This window comes from Cognatishimia activa (genome assembly GCF_001458335.1).
Taxonomy (GTDB): Bacteria; Pseudomonadota; Alphaproteobacteria; order Rhodobacterales; family Rhodobacteraceae; genus Cognatishimia; species Cognatishimia activa.
In genome coordinates, this window is record NZ_CYTO01000024.1 from 792043 (window position 1) to 806645 (window position 14603).

Below are 14603 nucleotides of genomic sequence, written 5' to 3' on the forward strand. Positions count from 1 at the left end.
TCAGTCATACGATTTTCGGCTTGGTGTTCCGCGGGACCGCCTTCGCATCCACCGCTGGAACACTTAACGGTTACCGCTACATTTGGTCCCTTACAAGGGGGTCTATCAGTTTTTTGTGAAAAAACTGCAAAATAGACGTCGTTTTTCGCGTTATTGATGTGTTTTCAATGGGGTTTTCGTCCCAAAACGATACGATCTCGTCCATCAAGATCGGGCAATATTTCAACGTCAATTAGACCCGATTGAGAGAAAATCTCAGCCACATCAGCGCCTTGCTTCCAACCGATCTCGACCAAAATGCGTCCACCGGGCGCAAGGTGCATCGCAGTGCCTGTCGCCAAAATGCGATAAGGGGAAAGCCCATCGCCACCCGGGGTCAGCGCGAGATGTGGATCATGTAATGCAACATCAGGGCTGAGATGGGCCATTTCTTCTTCGGTGATATAGGGCGGATTAGACACAATCAGATCGAACGTCCCTGCGATCCCCTCAAACCAACTGGATGTCTGAACCTCAAGCCGGTCTCGAACGCCATGGGTGGTGGCATTGCGCGTGGTCACCGCCAAGCAGGGCTGCGAAACATCGGAACAAACACCCTTCGCCTGAGGCCATTCCGCCAAAAGCGTCACGCCGATAATGCCGCTGCCGCATCCAAGATCAATCAGGCGCTTCGGACTTGGGCCTTTTAAGGCCGCTTCAATCAGGCATTCGGTTTCGGGCCGTGGATCAAGGACATCCGGAGTGACCTCAAAGTCCCTGCCCCAGAAATTTCTCCGCCCCAAAATGCGAGAGACCGGCTCATTTGCCGAACGCCGTGCGAGATAGCCGTGAAATCGTTTGATTTGCTCTTCTGTGACGTCCCAGTCCGGCTCTAACGTCAATCGTCCAACGGACATGCCTAGGACTTCCGCCAGCAATAGCCTTGCGTCGCGCTCTGGACCGGCAATGCCTGCGTCGCGCAAGGCCCGTGTGCCTTCCATGAGCGCGACGCGCAGGATCATGATTGCATCTCAGCCAGCATCGCCGCTTGATCATCAGCTGTAAGCGCATCAACGATTTCGTCGATGTCGCCGCCCATGATCTGATCAAGCTTATAGAGCGTCAGGTTAATTCGGTGATCGGTCATGCGTCCCTGTGGGAAATTATAGGTACGGATGCGTTCGGAACGATCGCCAGAACCTACCTGCGACTTCCGATCAGCAGACCGTTCGCTGTCAATCCGCTGACGCTCCATATCGTAAAGCCGCGTTTTCAGAACCTGCATCGCGATCTCGCGGTTCCGGTGCTGAGATTTTTCCGAACTTGTCACAACGATGCCAGACGGCATGTGCGTGATGCGAACCGCAGAGTCAGTCGTATTCACGTGCTGACCGCCCGCACCGGAACTGCGCATCGTATCGATGCGAATGTCGCCGGGATCAATATTGATATCCACGTCATCCGCTTCTGGAAGCACAGCGACCGTGGCCGCGGAGGTGTGGATCCGTCCGCCGCTCTCTGTCGTCGGCACCCGTTGCACACGATGCACGCCGCTTTCATATTTCAGCCGCGCAAAAACGTTTTCGCCCTTAATGTGGGCAACGACTTCTTTGATGCCGCCAAGCTCCGTTGCGCTTTCTTCAATAATTTCAAAGGTCCAGCCACGGGCTTCGGAATAGCGCTGATACATACGCAAAAGATCACCCGCAAAAAGCGCCGCTTCGTCACCGCCAGTGCCCGGACGGATTTCCACCATGGCAGGACGCGCATCAGCCGCATCTTTCGGCAGCAAAGCGATTTGCAGTTCTTTTTCCGCTTCAGGCAGACGCGCCTTAAGCTCTGGCAGCTCTTCCTCGGCCAACTCCCGCATATCGGGGTCTTCCATCATCAGCTCTGCTTCTTCCAAATCAGACAACAGTTGCTTGTAGGCAGAGATCTGTTCGACCACAGGCTTAAGTTCGGAATACTCTTTGGCCAGCGCCGCAATATCTGCACCCGCTGCCCCATCTGCCATCTGCGCTTCAAGATACTCGAACCGCTGGGCAATTTGTTCTAAACGCTCGAAAGGAACCATGGCGCTACCTTCCTGATCCGCCGCGTTTGGTCAAGGGGCGATCCTGTGCTAGGCTCACTCCATGGGTCGAATTTTCATAGCACTGGCCCTTATCGGGCTGACTTCCCCCACTCTTGCAGACGAACGGTCTCAGCGTGGCGCCGGGATTGACTGCTTTTGCACGGATCGCTTGGGAAAACGCGTGGAACTCGGTGAATATATCTGCATGCAGGTGGATGGGCGCATGTATATGGCCCAATGCCAAATGTCACAGAACAACCCGATGTGGCGTGAAATTGCGCCGGGGTGTTTGAGCTCCCGGCTTTCAGTAATCCCGAGTATTCAAATGACTGAGCCACCGCTCGACGCGAGCTGAGTTCACTCCGAGATCTGATTTTCCAAACACCAAACGTGCGTAAATCCGCAAAGGCGCAGTCTCAGTCCCCAAGTCGGCCTGAACCGTCGTCAAATCCGGGAACCCCCAAAGTCTTGACCGCGTCACGTAGGTAATTCGTCCTTCTTTCAAATCACCGATCAAAACCCGAGTTCTTGGCTCAGAAAGAATGAGGTTGTGCAGGTCTTCAAAATTTACATCGGCGAGCCGTTCGACCCCACCTGCCAGCTTCGAATTTTCAGTAAAGCTCAGGGGGTGATGGGCGCGCTCTGTATCAATCGGCTTTAAGCGCACGAAAGCTGTCCCCAGCAGGAAAAGAAGGAGACCAAATGAAATTGCTGTTTTCATGGCTGCGTGTCCGCTGATTGCTGTTGAGTGCTAAAGGCGACTTAAATTCTCTCGACAGTTTTTCAAGCTATCGGTTGCGAGATTGATCTCATGTGCATGGCTGCGTTTCAAACAGACATCAGACAAAAATCTCAACAACAATAAAACTTAACAAAGACGCCAAAGGCCTCTGTATTTCCAAAGAAAATCGGTTAACAGAAACATAATACTCTAAGACGCAAGAAGGTGATCCATGCCCCTCAAACTGAAAACCGCTGCACAGTCGGTTCTACTCAGCCTTTCTTTGGCAACAACAGCCACAGCTGGCGCCCTCGGGGACCCGATCATCGAAAAACCTTTGGAATTGATTGAAGAACCAGATTGGCAAGGTTTGCGACTTGGTCTGACCTACAATGGTGAGATGTCTGGGAACACCACCGCAGCGTCTGAAGGCTTCCCATTTCTGGATACAGGCCATGCCAGCGATGGCAACCAGGGCGGGTTTGTAGGATATGACCTACAGCGCGGTAAAATGGTTTACGGTTTGGAATACCAACACATTATACGCGACAGCGCCGTTCAAGGCGATCCAAGCCGCGTCCATGGCGACATCAGCTCGCTTCGGGTGCGTATCGGCAGAACCGCGGGCAAGACTCTGTTCTTCGGCTCGATTGGGTCCGCTCAGAGCACCTTTGACGATGCAGGCACAAATATCGACATGGATGGCTTCGTGGCTGGCATTGGGATCGAGCGCTTGCTTGGAAAGAACGGTATCGTTGGTCTTGCGGTCGATCACTACGATCTTTCTGGTGAGCGGCTGGCCACAACCGTGGATTCAAATCACACCGTTCTTCAGCTTCGGGTTGGCTTCAAATTCTAATTTGACCTTTCGTTCTGCCGCGTGACGTCACATAAATGAGCCAGCAACGGTTGGCTCATTTTAGCTTATTCCTTTGCGTGGGCTCTAGACCAATTCAGAGGAATTAACCGTTGGCAAATTCAAACAGCGACGCGCTTATTCATGACCCCAAAGGCGGCATGCCTCGGCTTTTGGAAATCATGCGCCGTTTACGTGACCCAAAGACCGGCTGCCCATGGGATATTGAACAAGATTTCAGCACCATTGCGCCCTACACGATTGAGGAAGCCTACGAGGTCGCAGATGCGATTGAGCGTGAAGCATGGGATGAATTGAAGGGCGAGCTGGGTGACCTGCTTTTCCAATCTGTCTTCCACGCACAAATGGCTGCCGAAAAGGGATTGTTCGAATTTGATGACGTGGCGGACACCATGTCTGATAAAATGGTGGCCCGGCACCCTCATGTCTTCGGGGATGAAAGCCGTGACAAATCAGCGGATCAGCAGACCAAAGATTGGGAAACCATCAAGGCCGCCGAACGCGCCGGCAAAGCGCAAAAAGGCACGCTTGACGGGGTCGCGGTTGGCCTACCTGCCCTCCTGCGTGCGGTCAAACTTCAAAAACGTGCAGCACGCGTTGGGTTTGACTGGCCTGATACATCGCACGTCTTGGACAAAATTGTTGAAGAAAGCCAAGAGCTTGTCGAAGCGCGTGATGACCTGACGCAGGCGGAAGTGGAAGAAGAATTCGGTGATCTGCTGTTCGTGATGGCCAATCTGGCGCGTCATATGGGTGTGGAACCTGAAGGGGCACTGCGTTCCGCCAACGCAAAATTCACACGTCGCTTTGAAAAAGTGGAAGAAAAGCTTGCTGATCGCGGAAAGTCACCCGTCCAGTCTGACCTCGCCGAAATGGATGCTCTGTGGGACGAAGCGAAAGCCGAAGAAAAGGCGGCGAAACTTCGTAAATAAATTCCCGACTACATTATTCAGGTATTGACCCGACTAAAAGTGTCAGGTTAAACGACCCCCATTGAAACCCACAATGAATGATCAAACACAATGTCCGTGAATATCAAATCAACTCTCTTCGCAGCCGCCGCCACGATGATTGCCCTGCCCGCCTTTGCTGAAGAAGTGAACGTATATTCCTATCGACAGCCAGAGCTCATTAAACCTTTGACAGATGCCTTCACCGCCGAAACTGGCATCAAGGTAAACGTCGCCTACTTGGCAAAAGGTATGATCGAACGCTTACAAGCCGAAGGGGATCGCTCCCCAGCGGACGTTATCCTGACGGTTGATATCTCGCGTCTTGCAGGTGTTGTGAACGCAGGCCTTACCCAGCCGGTCGAAAGTGAAACGCTGAACGCAAACGTCCCTTCCGACTATCGCGATCCAGAAAACCACTGGTTCGGCCTGACAACCCGCGCGCGCATCGTTTACGCATCCAAGGACCGGGTCGCTGAAGGCGAAATAACCACCTACGAAGATCTGGCGGACCCAAAATGGGAAGGTCGTATCTGCACCCGCTCCGGCACCAACGCCTATAACGTTGCTTTGACATCTGCTGTGCTGCACCACAACGGTGAAGAAGCTACAAAGTCTTGGCTTGAAGGCGTTAAATCCAACCTGGCACGCAAACCACAAGGCAACGACCGCGCACAGGTCAAAGCGATCTGGGCCGGTGAATGTGATATTTCCGTGGGTAACACTTACTACATGGGCAAAATGCTGGCTGATGACGAGCAAAAGGAATGGGCCGAAAGCGTAAATATCGTCTTCCCGACCTTTGAAAACGGTGGCACCCATGTGAACGTTTCTGGTGTCGCAATGACCAAAGCCGCACCAAACAAAGACGCCGCTTTGAAAATGTTGGAATTCCTGACATCACCAAAAGCTCAGGAGATCTATGCAGAAGCCAACTTCGAGTATCCAATCGCAGACGGCACACAAGCTGCTCCGCTCGTTCAAGGCTGGGGCACATTTGAGGCGGATGACGTAAACCTCATGACCCTAGCGGGCAATCGCGACGCGGCTCTGAAGCTGATCGAGACCGTCGACTTTGACGGCTAAGGCCGAAACACATCCTTGAATTTGGGGGCGTTGGTCAAAACCAGCGCCCCTTTTTCTTGTCTTCTTTTTGGCAAAATTATCCTGGGGTGAAAGCGCATCGCGCTGAGGGGCAAAGCCCCTCTTCTCCCCTAGACAAGCACGTTGCCACGGCCCACACTTGGCGCAAATTCTTTAGAGCAGCTTATGACCACCCCACGTAAAATCATCATCGACACAGATCCGGGCCAAGACGACGCCGCAGCGATCATGCTCACCTTAGGAAGCCCTAACGAACTCGATGTGTTGGGGGTCACATGTGTTGCCGGCAACGTCCCTTTGCCGCTTACGCAAAAGAATGCACGGATTGTATGTGAGTGGTCAGGAAAGCCCGATACCAAAGTCTATGCAGGATGTGACCGCCCCATGAAAAGGCCGCTTGTCACTGCGGAACATGTGCACGGGAAAACAGGGTTGGACGGACCAGACCCGCTGCCAGAGCCCCAGATGACACTTCAAGATCAGCATGGTGTCGACTTCATCATCGAAGCGCTACGCTCAGAGCCAGCGGGCACAGTCACAGTTTGCACCCTTGGGCCGCTGACAAACATTGGAACCGCCTTCAACAAGGCACCCGATATCATTGAACGGGTGCAAGAAATCGTTATGATGGGCGGTGCTTATTTCGAGGTGGGCAACATCACGCCTGCCGCTGAGTTCAACATCTACGTTGACCCGGAAGCCGCTGATATTGTGTTTAAATCGGGCATTCCAATTACCGTGATGCCGCTTGATGTGACCCATAAGGCGCTCACCACAAAGTCACGCGTTGCTGCCTTCCGCGAGCTTGGCACCACTGCTGGGATTGCGCTGGCAGAGATGCTTGATTTCTTTGAGCGCTTTGACGTGGAGAAATATGGCTCTGAAGGTGGTCCGCTGCATGATCCTTGCACCGTCGCATATCTTTTGAAGCCCGAGCTTTTCAGTGGCCGACACGTGAATGTCCAGATTGAAACCCAATCTGAACTCACGCTTGGCATGACCGTCGCGGACTATTGGGGCGTCACTGACCATCCTCCCAACGCAATGTTCATGCAGGATATTGATGCGGATGGTTTCTTTGAGCTTCTAACCGAAAGGGTGGCCCGCCTATGAGCGCAGCGCTTCATCTTGCCAAGCCCACTGATTTAGAAAAGCTCACCCACTTGGTAGCAGCTTTTCATGCAGAAATTGGCATTTCCTCTGAGGAGACAGCGCGCGAGCGTGCTTTGATCCCGATGCTGGATGGGTCGCCCTACGGCATCGTGTACCTGATCGGCCCGACCCGTGCGCCCATAGGCTATATTGCGATCACCTTTAGCTGGTCTATTGAATTTGGCGGCATGATTGCGACTCTGGATGAGTTTTATGTCCGGCCCCAAATCCGCGGACGGGGCATTGGCACCGAGGCGCTATTGAGCTTACGCAAGACGCTCGCCCAATCCGAAGTGAACGCACTATTCCTTGAAGTACAAGACACCGATGCGAAGGCGAAACGGCTTTATCAAAAGGCGGGCTTCGGCGACCGAAAGGGCTATCAATCCCTTTTCACAGATCTTTAGCCCAAGCTTGCCCCAATCCCGCTCGACAGAGCGCAAAATATACCTATCTAGGATAGCATGACGCTCCATATTCCATTCGCCAACACCTATGGCACGCTTCCCGCTCAGCTGTTCACTCGGATGCAGCCGACATCAGTCACTCAGCCAAGCCTGATCGCCTTTAACGAAACCTTGGCATCTGAGCTTGGGATCAGCGCGACGAGCGATACGGAAGAGCTCGCTCGGATTTTTGGCGGCAACGCGCTGCCAGACGGTGCGGATCCCATGGCGCAGCTTTATTCCGGGCATCAATTTGGCCATTGGAACCCGCAACTGGGCGATGGGCGTGCACTGTTGTTGGGGGATGTTGAGACGCCAGAGGGCCGCTTTGATATCCAGCTCAAGGGATCCGGTCCAACGGTCTATTCCCGCAACGGAGACGGCCGCGCATGGCTCGGCCCTGTGCTGCGTGAATATGTGGTCTCTGAAGCCATGCATGCGCTTGGCGTGCCCACAACCCGCGCCCTTGCAGCAGTCGCGACGGGTGAATCCGTCTATCGTGAAACCGCTCTTCCCGGCGCTGTCATCACGCGCGTTGCGTCCAGCCATATCCGTGTTGGCACATTCCAAGCCATGTCCGCACGGCAAGACATGGAAGGCCTCAAAGCCTTGTTTGAGCACGCGGTGGAGCGGCACTACCCCAACGCGACCGATCCTCTTTCATTCCTTAAGGCGGTCATTGCCGCGCAAACGAAGCTGGTGAGCAAATGGATGTCGCTCGGCTTTATCCATGGGGTTATGAACACAGACAATTGCGCGATCTCCGGTGAAACCATCGATTATGGCCCTTGCGCCTTTATGGATGCGTTCCACCCGATGCAGGTGTTCTCCTCCATCGATCGCAACGGGCGCTATGCCTATGGTAGCCAACCGGACATTATCGTTTGGAACATGGCGCAGCTTGCCACATCTTTGATCCCTCTGATGCCTGACGCGGAGCAGGCCGTAGAGGTCTTCACAGAAGCTGTTCATGCAATGCCAAAGATGCTTCATGATGCGTGGCTGACAGAATTCCGCGCGAAGATTGGGATTTCCACGCCACACGCGGACGATGGCGCTTTGATTCAAAATCTCTTGGCAATCCTGGCCGAGGAAAAGGCTGACTTCACCAACAGTTTCCGTGCGCTTGCCGACAATATCGCCAACCCGCCTTTAGATCAGTCCGAGGACTTCAAGGCTTGGCAAACCCGCTGGCGCAAGCGGATCGAGAATGAAAACGATCCAGAAGCCTTGATGCGCGCGACGAACCCTTTTGTCATCCCGCGAAACCACCAGATCGAAGCGATGATCCAAGCCGCAGTTGATGGGGACTACGCACTATTTCACAAGCTCAATGACGTTCTGGCGACGCCTTATGAAACCTCAACAGACGCCTTGCCTTACACAACGCCGCCCACAGAAGATGAGCGTGTGAAGGCAACTTTCTGCGGAACCTGACCCGCATGACACGCTATTTCGTCTACGACGTTTTTTCCGATAAACCGTTTGGTGGCAATCAATTAGCAGTCATTCCTGATGCAATGGACTTGCCGGAAGCGGACCTTCAACGCATCGCGCGCGAGTTTAACTTTTCCGAGACAACCTTCGTTTTCCCAGCCGACGACCCCGCCAACCACGCCAAAGTGCGTATCTTCACACCCACGATGGAGGTCCCTTTCGCAGGCCATCCAGTCATCGGCACTGCCATTGCGCTTGCGGACAGCAGCGGCGGGCCTGAGGAAATGACCTTGGAGTTGGGTGTTGGTCCGCTTAGATGTCAGGCCGCTCAAGGGAAAGCGGCCTTCACGACCGCAGTTCCGCTGGAGATCATGGCTGAACCGGACTTGGAATTGGTGGTATCAACTCTGGGTCTTCAGGGCGCTGATATTGTGACCAACACTCATGTGCCAACTCTCGCCACTTTGGGCCTGCCCTTTACCATCACAGAATTGGCGAGCCGTGAAGCGCTTGCCCGCATCGAAATTGATATTTCAAAAATGCGGATCGGTGCAGCGGCGCACCCGGCGTCGTTGGACTTTGCTCAATTCGTGTATTGGGTCAACGGAGACGAAATCCACGCTCGGATGTTTGCCCCGCTGGACAATATCCCTGAGGACCCAGCAACCGGCTCAGCGACGGCTACATTGGCCGCACTACGCGCGCACATAACCGGTGAAGAGCAATCCTTCACGCTTCACCAAGGTGAAGATATGGGACGACACAGCGTGATTGGCGTGCGCACCACGAACGGTGCGATCACGATCTCTGGCGCTGCAAAACGGACCATGGAAGGTCAGTTGGTTTACTAGCTATTGCTGCCCGGCTTGCCGCCACGGCGTCCTTTACCGGGGCCTCCGCGTCGCCTTTGACCACCAGGTCTTCCACCCGGTTTGCCACCGCCCGGCTTGCCTCCGGGCTTGCCACCGGATCCACGATGGCCGCCGGCACCCTGCTCACCGCCTTGGTTGCCGCCGCCTTTATTCCCACCTGAGCGTCCGCCGGGACGACCACCGGGACGACCGCCCGGTCTACCGCCACGCCCGCGTCCGCCGCCACCACGCGGTTTGCGCGGCTCAATCTCGGCCCCCTCCCAAGGGCGACCCGAGGCCACCGGAATGGTGAATTTCATGGTCTTTTGGATTGCCTTCAATTCATCCACTTCATCGGGCGCACAGAAGGCAATCGCCGCTCCGTCCATACCCGCACGAGCGGTCCGGCCAATACGGTGAACATAGTTATCAGGCACGTTTGGCAGGTCGTAGTTATAAACGTGTCGTACAATCGGGATGTCTAGGCCGCGCGCAGCCACATCTGTGGCCACCAAAACGCGGGTTTCTTCAGCGCGGAAGGCAGCGATAGCGCGTTCACGCTGGCCTTGGCTTTTGTTGCCATGCACAGCCGCCGCCTCATAACCCGCTTTGATCAACGATTTCATCAACCGGTCGGCACCATGTTTGGTGCGTACAAAAACAATCGCTGCTTCATCGCGGTGCGTGTCCAGAAGTTCGATCAATAGGTTCGTCTTCTCGGCCTTCGCAATAAAATGAATAGACTGCGTGATCTTGTCGGCGGCTTTGCCCGGAGGGTTGACCTGAATTCGGATTGGGTTCGTCAGGTAAGTGTTTGCAATTTCTGCCATTTGTTTCGGCATGGTTGCTGAAAACAACATGGTCTGGCGCTCTTCCGGAAGTGCGGATGAGATCTGACGCAGTGCATGAATGAAACCCAGATCAAGCATCTGATCCGCTTCATCAAGCACCAAGAAATCAGTGTCTTCAAAGTCAATCGCGTTGCGTTCCATCAGGTCGATCAGACGCCCTGGGGTCGCGACAATAATATCGGTGCCGCGGGACACACGGTTGATCTGCGGATTAATCGCAACGCCACCCACCACAAGCCCAACTTTGAAATGAGTGCCTTCGGTCAACGATTTCAATGACGTCGCGATCTGGTTCGCCAGCTCGCGCGTTGGCGCAAGGATCAAAGCGCGCGCGGTTTTTGGCGCAGGTTTTGTACCGTAGCTTTGCAGCCGAGAGATAAGCGGCAGGCCGAAGGCAAGCGTTTTACCGGTGCCGGTTTGTGCCAAACCCATCACGTCTTGGCCATTCAGCGCATGGGGGATCGCGCGGTTCTGGATCGGGGTGGCTTCTTTCAGCCCCAGCCCTTCCAGTTTCTTCACCAGAGTTTTGGGCAAACCCAACTCGCTAAATTCCGCCATATCCTGTCCTTTTGGGGCTTATTTGGCCGCAGCTTCAGGCCAGGTGATCTATAGCCTGTGGCTAGTGCTTGGTTTTCAGGCATGCGTCAAGCGCGAAATGCGGTGGATATCTTGCCGAGAATGGTGGAAATTTGTGCGGGCCGACGATAGTAACTATGGCCAAAGAACATCGAGGCAAGCATGTCAGACACTATTATTTCCCGCTGTGAAGCCAAAGGGCTTCGTATGACGGAACAACGTCGCACCATTGCAGGTGTGCTTGAAGACAGCAAAGACCACCCCGATGTTGAAGAACTCTACGCCCGCGCAAGTGCGCGTGATTCTGCCATCTCATTGGCCACTGTGTATCGGACAGTGAAACTGTTTGAAGAAGCGGGAATTCTGGACAAACTGGAGTTTGGCGATGGCCGTGCGCGGTATGAAGACGCCGAACGGGACCACCATGACCACTTGATCGACATAAATTCTGGCGAAGTGATTGAGTTCATGGATCCTGATATCGAAAAGCTTCAGGAAAAAATCGCCGAAAAGCTTGGCTACAAGCTTATGGGCCACAAGATGGAGCTCTATGGCGTGCCGTTAAAGCGCGACGAGCACTAGCTTGGACAATCTGCGTGCCATGGGCCTCATGGGCCTGGCTATGGCCTGTTTCGCCGCTGGCGACGGCATGATCAAACTTCTCACGCAAAGCATCTCCCGTGGACAGGTAATGGTCTTTATGGGACTTGGCGGAGTGGTTGTATTCGCACTTTTGTGCCGGCAACAATCGACGCGGATCATTTCACCGCTGTTTTTCCGACCGATCATCGTTTTGAGGAACGTGGCCGAGGTGACCGCTGCGGTGAGTTTCTTTACCGCATTCACCCTTGCCCCCTTGTCTTCCATTGCAGCTATCATGCAGACCATTCCGTTGATCTTGACAGTCACTGCCGCCGTTTTCCTAAAGGAACATGTTGGGCCGCGCCGCTGGGGTGCTGTGTTTATCGGTATGATTGGCGTCATGATCATTCTTAGGCCTGACAGTGGTGGTTTGGATCCCGCGCTTTTGCTTGCTGTTCTTGGCACTCTTGCTTTGGCCGCACGCGATCTGGCGGCGCGTTTGGCCCCGCAAGAAGCCTCAACACCCCTATTGTCGCTTTATGCCTTTGGCGCGCTAATTCCGGTTGGGTTCGTGCTGTCTTGGGTCGGTGAAGGAAACCAACCTATTTCGCTGACATCTGCTTGGCACCTGATCCTGATGAACGCATTCGCAATTTTGGGCTATTTCTGCGCAACAAAGGCCATGCGCATTGGCGAAGTCTCTTCAGTCTCGCCAGTACGATACACTCGCCTGCCTTTTGCTGCGGTTGTTGGCTATGTTCTATTTTCAGAAATTCCCGATGCGCAGACCCTGTTTGGATCAGCGCTGATTATTGGGGCGGGATTGTTCGTAATGCTCCGCGAGGCGCAGATTAAGAGCTGACCGCTGGGAAACGGACCCAGAACGTTGCGCCATTGTCTTCGTTGTTGAAATAGCCAATTTGACCACCCATGCCTTCGGTCATCTGCTTACAGATGGACAAGCCAAGACCGGTAGACTTGAATTTGCGCTTTTCACCGGTCTTTGCCTGCGTGAAGCGCTGGAACATTTTGCCCTGCAGTTCGTCTGGAACCCCGGGCCCATGGTCGCGCACCGCAAATTGAACCATATCACCGTCAAGGCTGAGGCCCATTTCGATCTCTGCATCCGCCGGCGAGAATTTCGCTGCATTTGACAATAGGTTCGCAAGGATTTGCTGAAGACGGTTCACATCGGCCTCAACAACCAGCGTGTCGCCATCATCGCTCATCAGTTTGATGCTTTGACCATCTTGCAAATAGCCTTCCATCGACGCTGTTGCATCATTGGCCGCTTCAGTCGCATCGATCTTGGTCATCTCATAGGACATCGTGCCGCTTTCAAGCGACTTAAAGTCCAGCAACTCGTTCACCAAATGAAGCAAACGGTTCGCATTGCGTTGCGCAAGCTCCAACATGTTTCCAATTGGTCCCGGTAATTCACCAAGCGAACCGCTATTGGCCATTTTCAGCGCGCCGAGGACAGAAGTGAGCGGTGTGCGCAGCTCGTGGCTGATCATCGCAACAAACTCGTCTTTCGCGCGTTCACGTTCCATCTGGTCGGATACGTCAATATGAACGCCAGTGACGCGCAGCGGCATGCCGCTTGAATCACGTTCCGCAACACCGGCATTGGATTGGATCCAAATATAGTGCCCCTCGTCGTGACGCAAACGGAAGGTCGAGATGCTCCGTTCTGACGCGCCAGACAGCATTGCTTCATCCGCAATCTTAACCTTGCTGAGATCGTCGGGATGAATGCGGTCGAGCCATTCTGTTTGCCCGCAAATCTCTGCGTCGGCTGGCAACCCAATCAGTTCTTTCCAAGCAGAGGAGACACGGGAATGACCCGTCACAAGGTTCAGGTCGAAAACGCCAACATGTGCCGCTTCAATGATCCCTCCGAGATCAATTCCTGCTTCCGTGGAATCGGCCAGCGATTGTGCTTCAGGCACGCTGTCCTCCATTACTGCTCTTAACGTCATTTTGCTCGTTACAACTACTATTCAAATCCAAGAAACAACGCCAGCGAAAGCCGACTTTTGGCCCAATTAACCGTGAATTTCGACTAAATTTAGAACCAATTGGGGTCATTTCGCAGCCGAGAAAAACCTATGGTTGTGCGCAGTCTCAAACTGAGGTTTCGGCAAAATTAAATCTGTTTGCCCTAACGTTAGCGTAAAACCTCCGTTAGCGCTATCAAACACCGTTTACATTTTACAATTGCTTGGTATTAAACGCGCATACCTGACGTAGCACTAGGGACATCCTCCATGAGCACCATTATTGATATTCACGCCCGCGAAATTCTAGACAGCCGCGGCAACCCAACCGTTGAGGTTGATGTTGTCTTGGAAGACGGCACCATGGGCCGCGCGGCCGTGCCTTCTGGCGCATCCACCGGTGCCTACGAAGCAGTCGAAAAGCGCGACGGCGACAAAGCCCGCTATCTTGGCAAAGGTGTTCTGGAAGCAGTGGCCGCCGTGAACGGTGAGATCGCCGAAAACCTGGTTGGCTTTGATGTGACCGAACAGGAAGCCATTGATGCTGCGATGATCGAACTCGACGGCACAGACAACAAAGGTCGTCTTGGTGCAAACGCAATCCTTGGCGTGTCTCTGGCTTGCGCGAAAGCCGCAGCGGATTTCACCGCTCAGCCACTCTATCGCTACATCGGTGGCACGCAGGCGCGCGTTCTGCCTGTTCCAATGATGAACATCATCAACGGTGGCGAGCACGCAGATAACCCAATCGACATCCAAGAATTCATGATCATGCCGGTTTCGGCAACGAACGTGAAAGAAGCGATCCGCATGGGTGCGGAAGTCTTCCACACCCTTAAGAAAGAGCTTTCTGCAGCGGGTCACAACACCGGTATCGGTGATGAAGGTGGCTTCGCGCCAAACCTCGAAAGCACCCGCGTCGCGCTGGACTTCGTGATGGCTGCGATTGAAAAGGCGGGCTACAAGCCGGGCGAAGACATCTATCTGGCGCTGGATTGCGCGT

The 14603-nt window shown here is 54.1% G+C and carries 15 protein-coding genes; 10 read left to right on the top strand and 5 right to left on the bottom strand.

Features of this window, described 5'->3' with window-relative positions:
- Positions 1 to 164: 164 nt before the first annotated feature.
- The 3 genes from prmC to TA5113_RS14975 all read right to left on the bottom strand — a co-directional run bounded on the left by prmC (position 165) and on the right by TA5113_RS14975 (position 2774).
- Entirely contained in the window at positions 165 to 1001 is an 837-nt protein-coding gene (gene prmC / locus TA5113_RS14965) for a peptide chain release factor N(5)-glutamine methyltransferase (RefSeq protein WP_058316057.1), read from the bottom strand.
- Positions 998 to 2053, bottom strand: a complete 1056-nt coding sequence (prfA, locus tag TA5113_RS14970) for a peptide chain release factor 1 (RefSeq protein ID WP_058316056.1) — start codon at positions 2051 to 2053, stop codon at positions 998 to 1000. The genes prmC and prfA overlap by 4 nt, the downstream gene beginning before the upstream one ends.
- 304 nt (positions 2054 to 2357) lie before the next feature.
- On the bottom strand, positions 2358 to 2774 hold the full coding sequence (locus TA5113_RS14975) for a DUF1499 domain-containing protein (protein ID WP_058316055.1): 417 nt from the start codon (positions 2772 to 2774) through the stop codon (positions 2358 to 2360).
- A 232-nt stretch (positions 2775 to 3006) separates the two neighbouring features.
- On the opposite strand from TA5113_RS14975, the gene TA5113_RS14980 reads away from it, so the two are divergent.
- From TA5113_RS14980 to TA5113_RS15010, 7 genes are all read left to right on the top strand, one after another.
- Positions 3007 to 3633, top strand: a complete 627-nt coding sequence (locus TA5113_RS14980; protein ID WP_058316054.1) for an outer membrane protein — start codon at positions 3007 to 3009, stop codon at positions 3631 to 3633.
- Positions 3634 to 3791: 158 nt separating this feature from the next.
- Positions 3792 to 4583, top strand: coding sequence for a nucleoside triphosphate pyrophosphohydrolase (gene mazG, locus TA5113_RS14985; protein ID WP_058316165.1), 792 nt, complete (start codon positions 3792 to 3794; stop codon positions 4581 to 4583).
- A gap of 90 nt (positions 4584 to 4673) precedes the next feature.
- On the top strand, positions 4674 to 5687 hold the full coding sequence (locus TA5113_RS14990) for a Fe(3+) ABC transporter substrate-binding protein (protein ID WP_058316053.1): 1014 nt from the start codon (positions 4674 to 4676) through the stop codon (positions 5685 to 5687).
- Between the two features lie 183 nt (positions 5688 to 5870).
- Positions 5871 to 6818 carry a nucleoside hydrolase gene (locus TA5113_RS14995; RefSeq protein ID WP_058316052.1) on the top strand — a complete coding sequence of 316 codons (948 nt, stop codon included), beginning with the start codon at positions 5871 to 5873 and terminating at the stop codon, positions 6816 to 6818.
- Entirely contained in the window at positions 6815 to 7264 is a 450-nt protein-coding gene (locus tag TA5113_RS15000; RefSeq protein ID WP_058316051.1) for a GNAT family N-acetyltransferase, read from the top strand. Before TA5113_RS14995 ends, TA5113_RS15000 begins: the two co-directional genes overlap by 4 nt.
- A gap of 57 nt (positions 7265 to 7321) precedes the next feature.
- Complete coding sequence (locus TA5113_RS15005) at positions 7322 to 8740, top strand: protein adenylyltransferase SelO (RefSeq protein WP_058316050.1); 1419 nt, start codon at positions 7322 to 7324, stop codon at positions 8738 to 8740.
- A gap of 5 nt (positions 8741 to 8745) precedes the next feature.
- On the top strand, positions 8746 to 9591 hold the full coding sequence (locus TA5113_RS15010; RefSeq protein ID WP_058316049.1) for a PhzF family phenazine biosynthesis protein: 846 nt from the start codon (positions 8746 to 8748) through the stop codon (positions 9589 to 9591).
- Here TA5113_RS15010 and TA5113_RS15015 read toward each other — a convergent pair.
- Positions 9588 to 11000, bottom strand: coding sequence for a DEAD/DEAH box helicase (locus tag TA5113_RS15015; protein WP_058316048.1), 1413 nt, complete (start codon positions 10998 to 11000; stop codon positions 9588 to 9590). The genes TA5113_RS15010 and TA5113_RS15015 overlap by 4 nt on opposite strands.
- Before the next feature lie 180 nt (positions 11001 to 11180).
- Here TA5113_RS15015 and TA5113_RS15020 point away from each other — a divergent pair, with 180 nt between their 5' ends.
- Together TA5113_RS15020 and TA5113_RS15025 are read left to right on the top strand one after the other, a co-directional pair.
- Positions 11181 to 11600: a Fur family transcriptional regulator gene (locus TA5113_RS15020; protein WP_058316047.1), complete on the top strand. Its 420-nt coding sequence runs from the start codon at positions 11181 to 11183 to the stop codon at positions 11598 to 11600.
- Position 11601: 1 nt separating this feature from the next.
- Positions 11602 to 12462, top strand: a complete 861-nt coding sequence (locus tag TA5113_RS15025; protein WP_058316046.1) for a DMT family transporter — start codon at positions 11602 to 11604, stop codon at positions 12460 to 12462.
- Here TA5113_RS15025 and TA5113_RS15030 read toward each other — a convergent pair.
- Positions 12452 to 13564, bottom strand: coding sequence for a PAS domain-containing sensor histidine kinase (locus TA5113_RS15030; RefSeq protein ID WP_058316045.1), 1113 nt, complete (start codon positions 13562 to 13564; stop codon positions 12452 to 12454). The genes TA5113_RS15025 and TA5113_RS15030 overlap by 11 nt on opposite strands.
- Positions 13565 to 13870: 306 nt before the next feature.
- Here TA5113_RS15030 and eno point away from each other — a divergent pair.
- A partial coding sequence (eno, locus tag TA5113_RS16715; RefSeq protein ID WP_082638124.1) for a phosphopyruvate hydratase occupies positions 13871 to 14603 on the top strand: 733 nt, incomplete at its 3' end.

Coding starts and splice junctions, on each gene's coding strand:
- prmC (WP_058316057.1), bottom strand. CDS start 1,001: ATGATCCTGCGCGTCGCGCTCATGGAAGGCACACGGGCCTTGCGCGAC.
- prfA (WP_058316056.1), bottom strand. CDS start 2,053: ATGGTTCCTTTCGAGCGTTTAGAACAAATTGCCCAGCGGTTCGAGTAT.
- TA5113_RS14975 (WP_058316055.1), bottom strand. CDS start 2,774: ATGAAAACAGCAATTTCATTTGGTCTCCTTCTTTTCCTGCTGGGGACA.
- TA5113_RS14980 (WP_058316054.1), top strand. CDS start 3,007: ATGCCCCTCAAACTGAAAACCGCTGCACAGTCGGTTCTACTCAGCCTT.
- mazG (WP_058316165.1), top strand. CDS start 3,792: ATGCCTCGGCTTTTGGAAATCATGCGCCGTTTACGTGACCCAAAGACC.
- TA5113_RS14990 (WP_058316053.1), top strand. CDS start 4,674: ATGTCCGTGAATATCAAATCAACTCTCTTCGCAGCCGCCGCCACGATG.
- TA5113_RS14995 (WP_058316052.1), top strand. CDS start 5,871: ATGACCACCCCACGTAAAATCATCATCGACACAGATCCGGGCCAAGAC.
- TA5113_RS15000 (WP_058316051.1), top strand. CDS start 6,815: ATGAGCGCAGCGCTTCATCTTGCCAAGCCCACTGATTTAGAAAAGCTC.
- TA5113_RS15005 (WP_058316050.1), top strand. CDS start 7,322: ATGACGCTCCATATTCCATTCGCCAACACCTATGGCACGCTTCCCGCT.
- TA5113_RS15010 (WP_058316049.1), top strand. CDS start 8,746: ATGACACGCTATTTCGTCTACGACGTTTTTTCCGATAAACCGTTTGGT.
- TA5113_RS15015 (WP_058316048.1), bottom strand. CDS start 11,000: ATGGCGGAATTTAGCGAGTTGGGTTTGCCCAAAACTCTGGTGAAGAAA.
- TA5113_RS15020 (WP_058316047.1), top strand. CDS start 11,181: ATGTCAGACACTATTATTTCCCGCTGTGAAGCCAAAGGGCTTCGTATG.
- TA5113_RS15030 (WP_058316045.1), bottom strand. CDS start 13,564: ATGGAGGACAGCGTGCCTGAAGCACAATCGCTGGCCGATTCCACGGAA.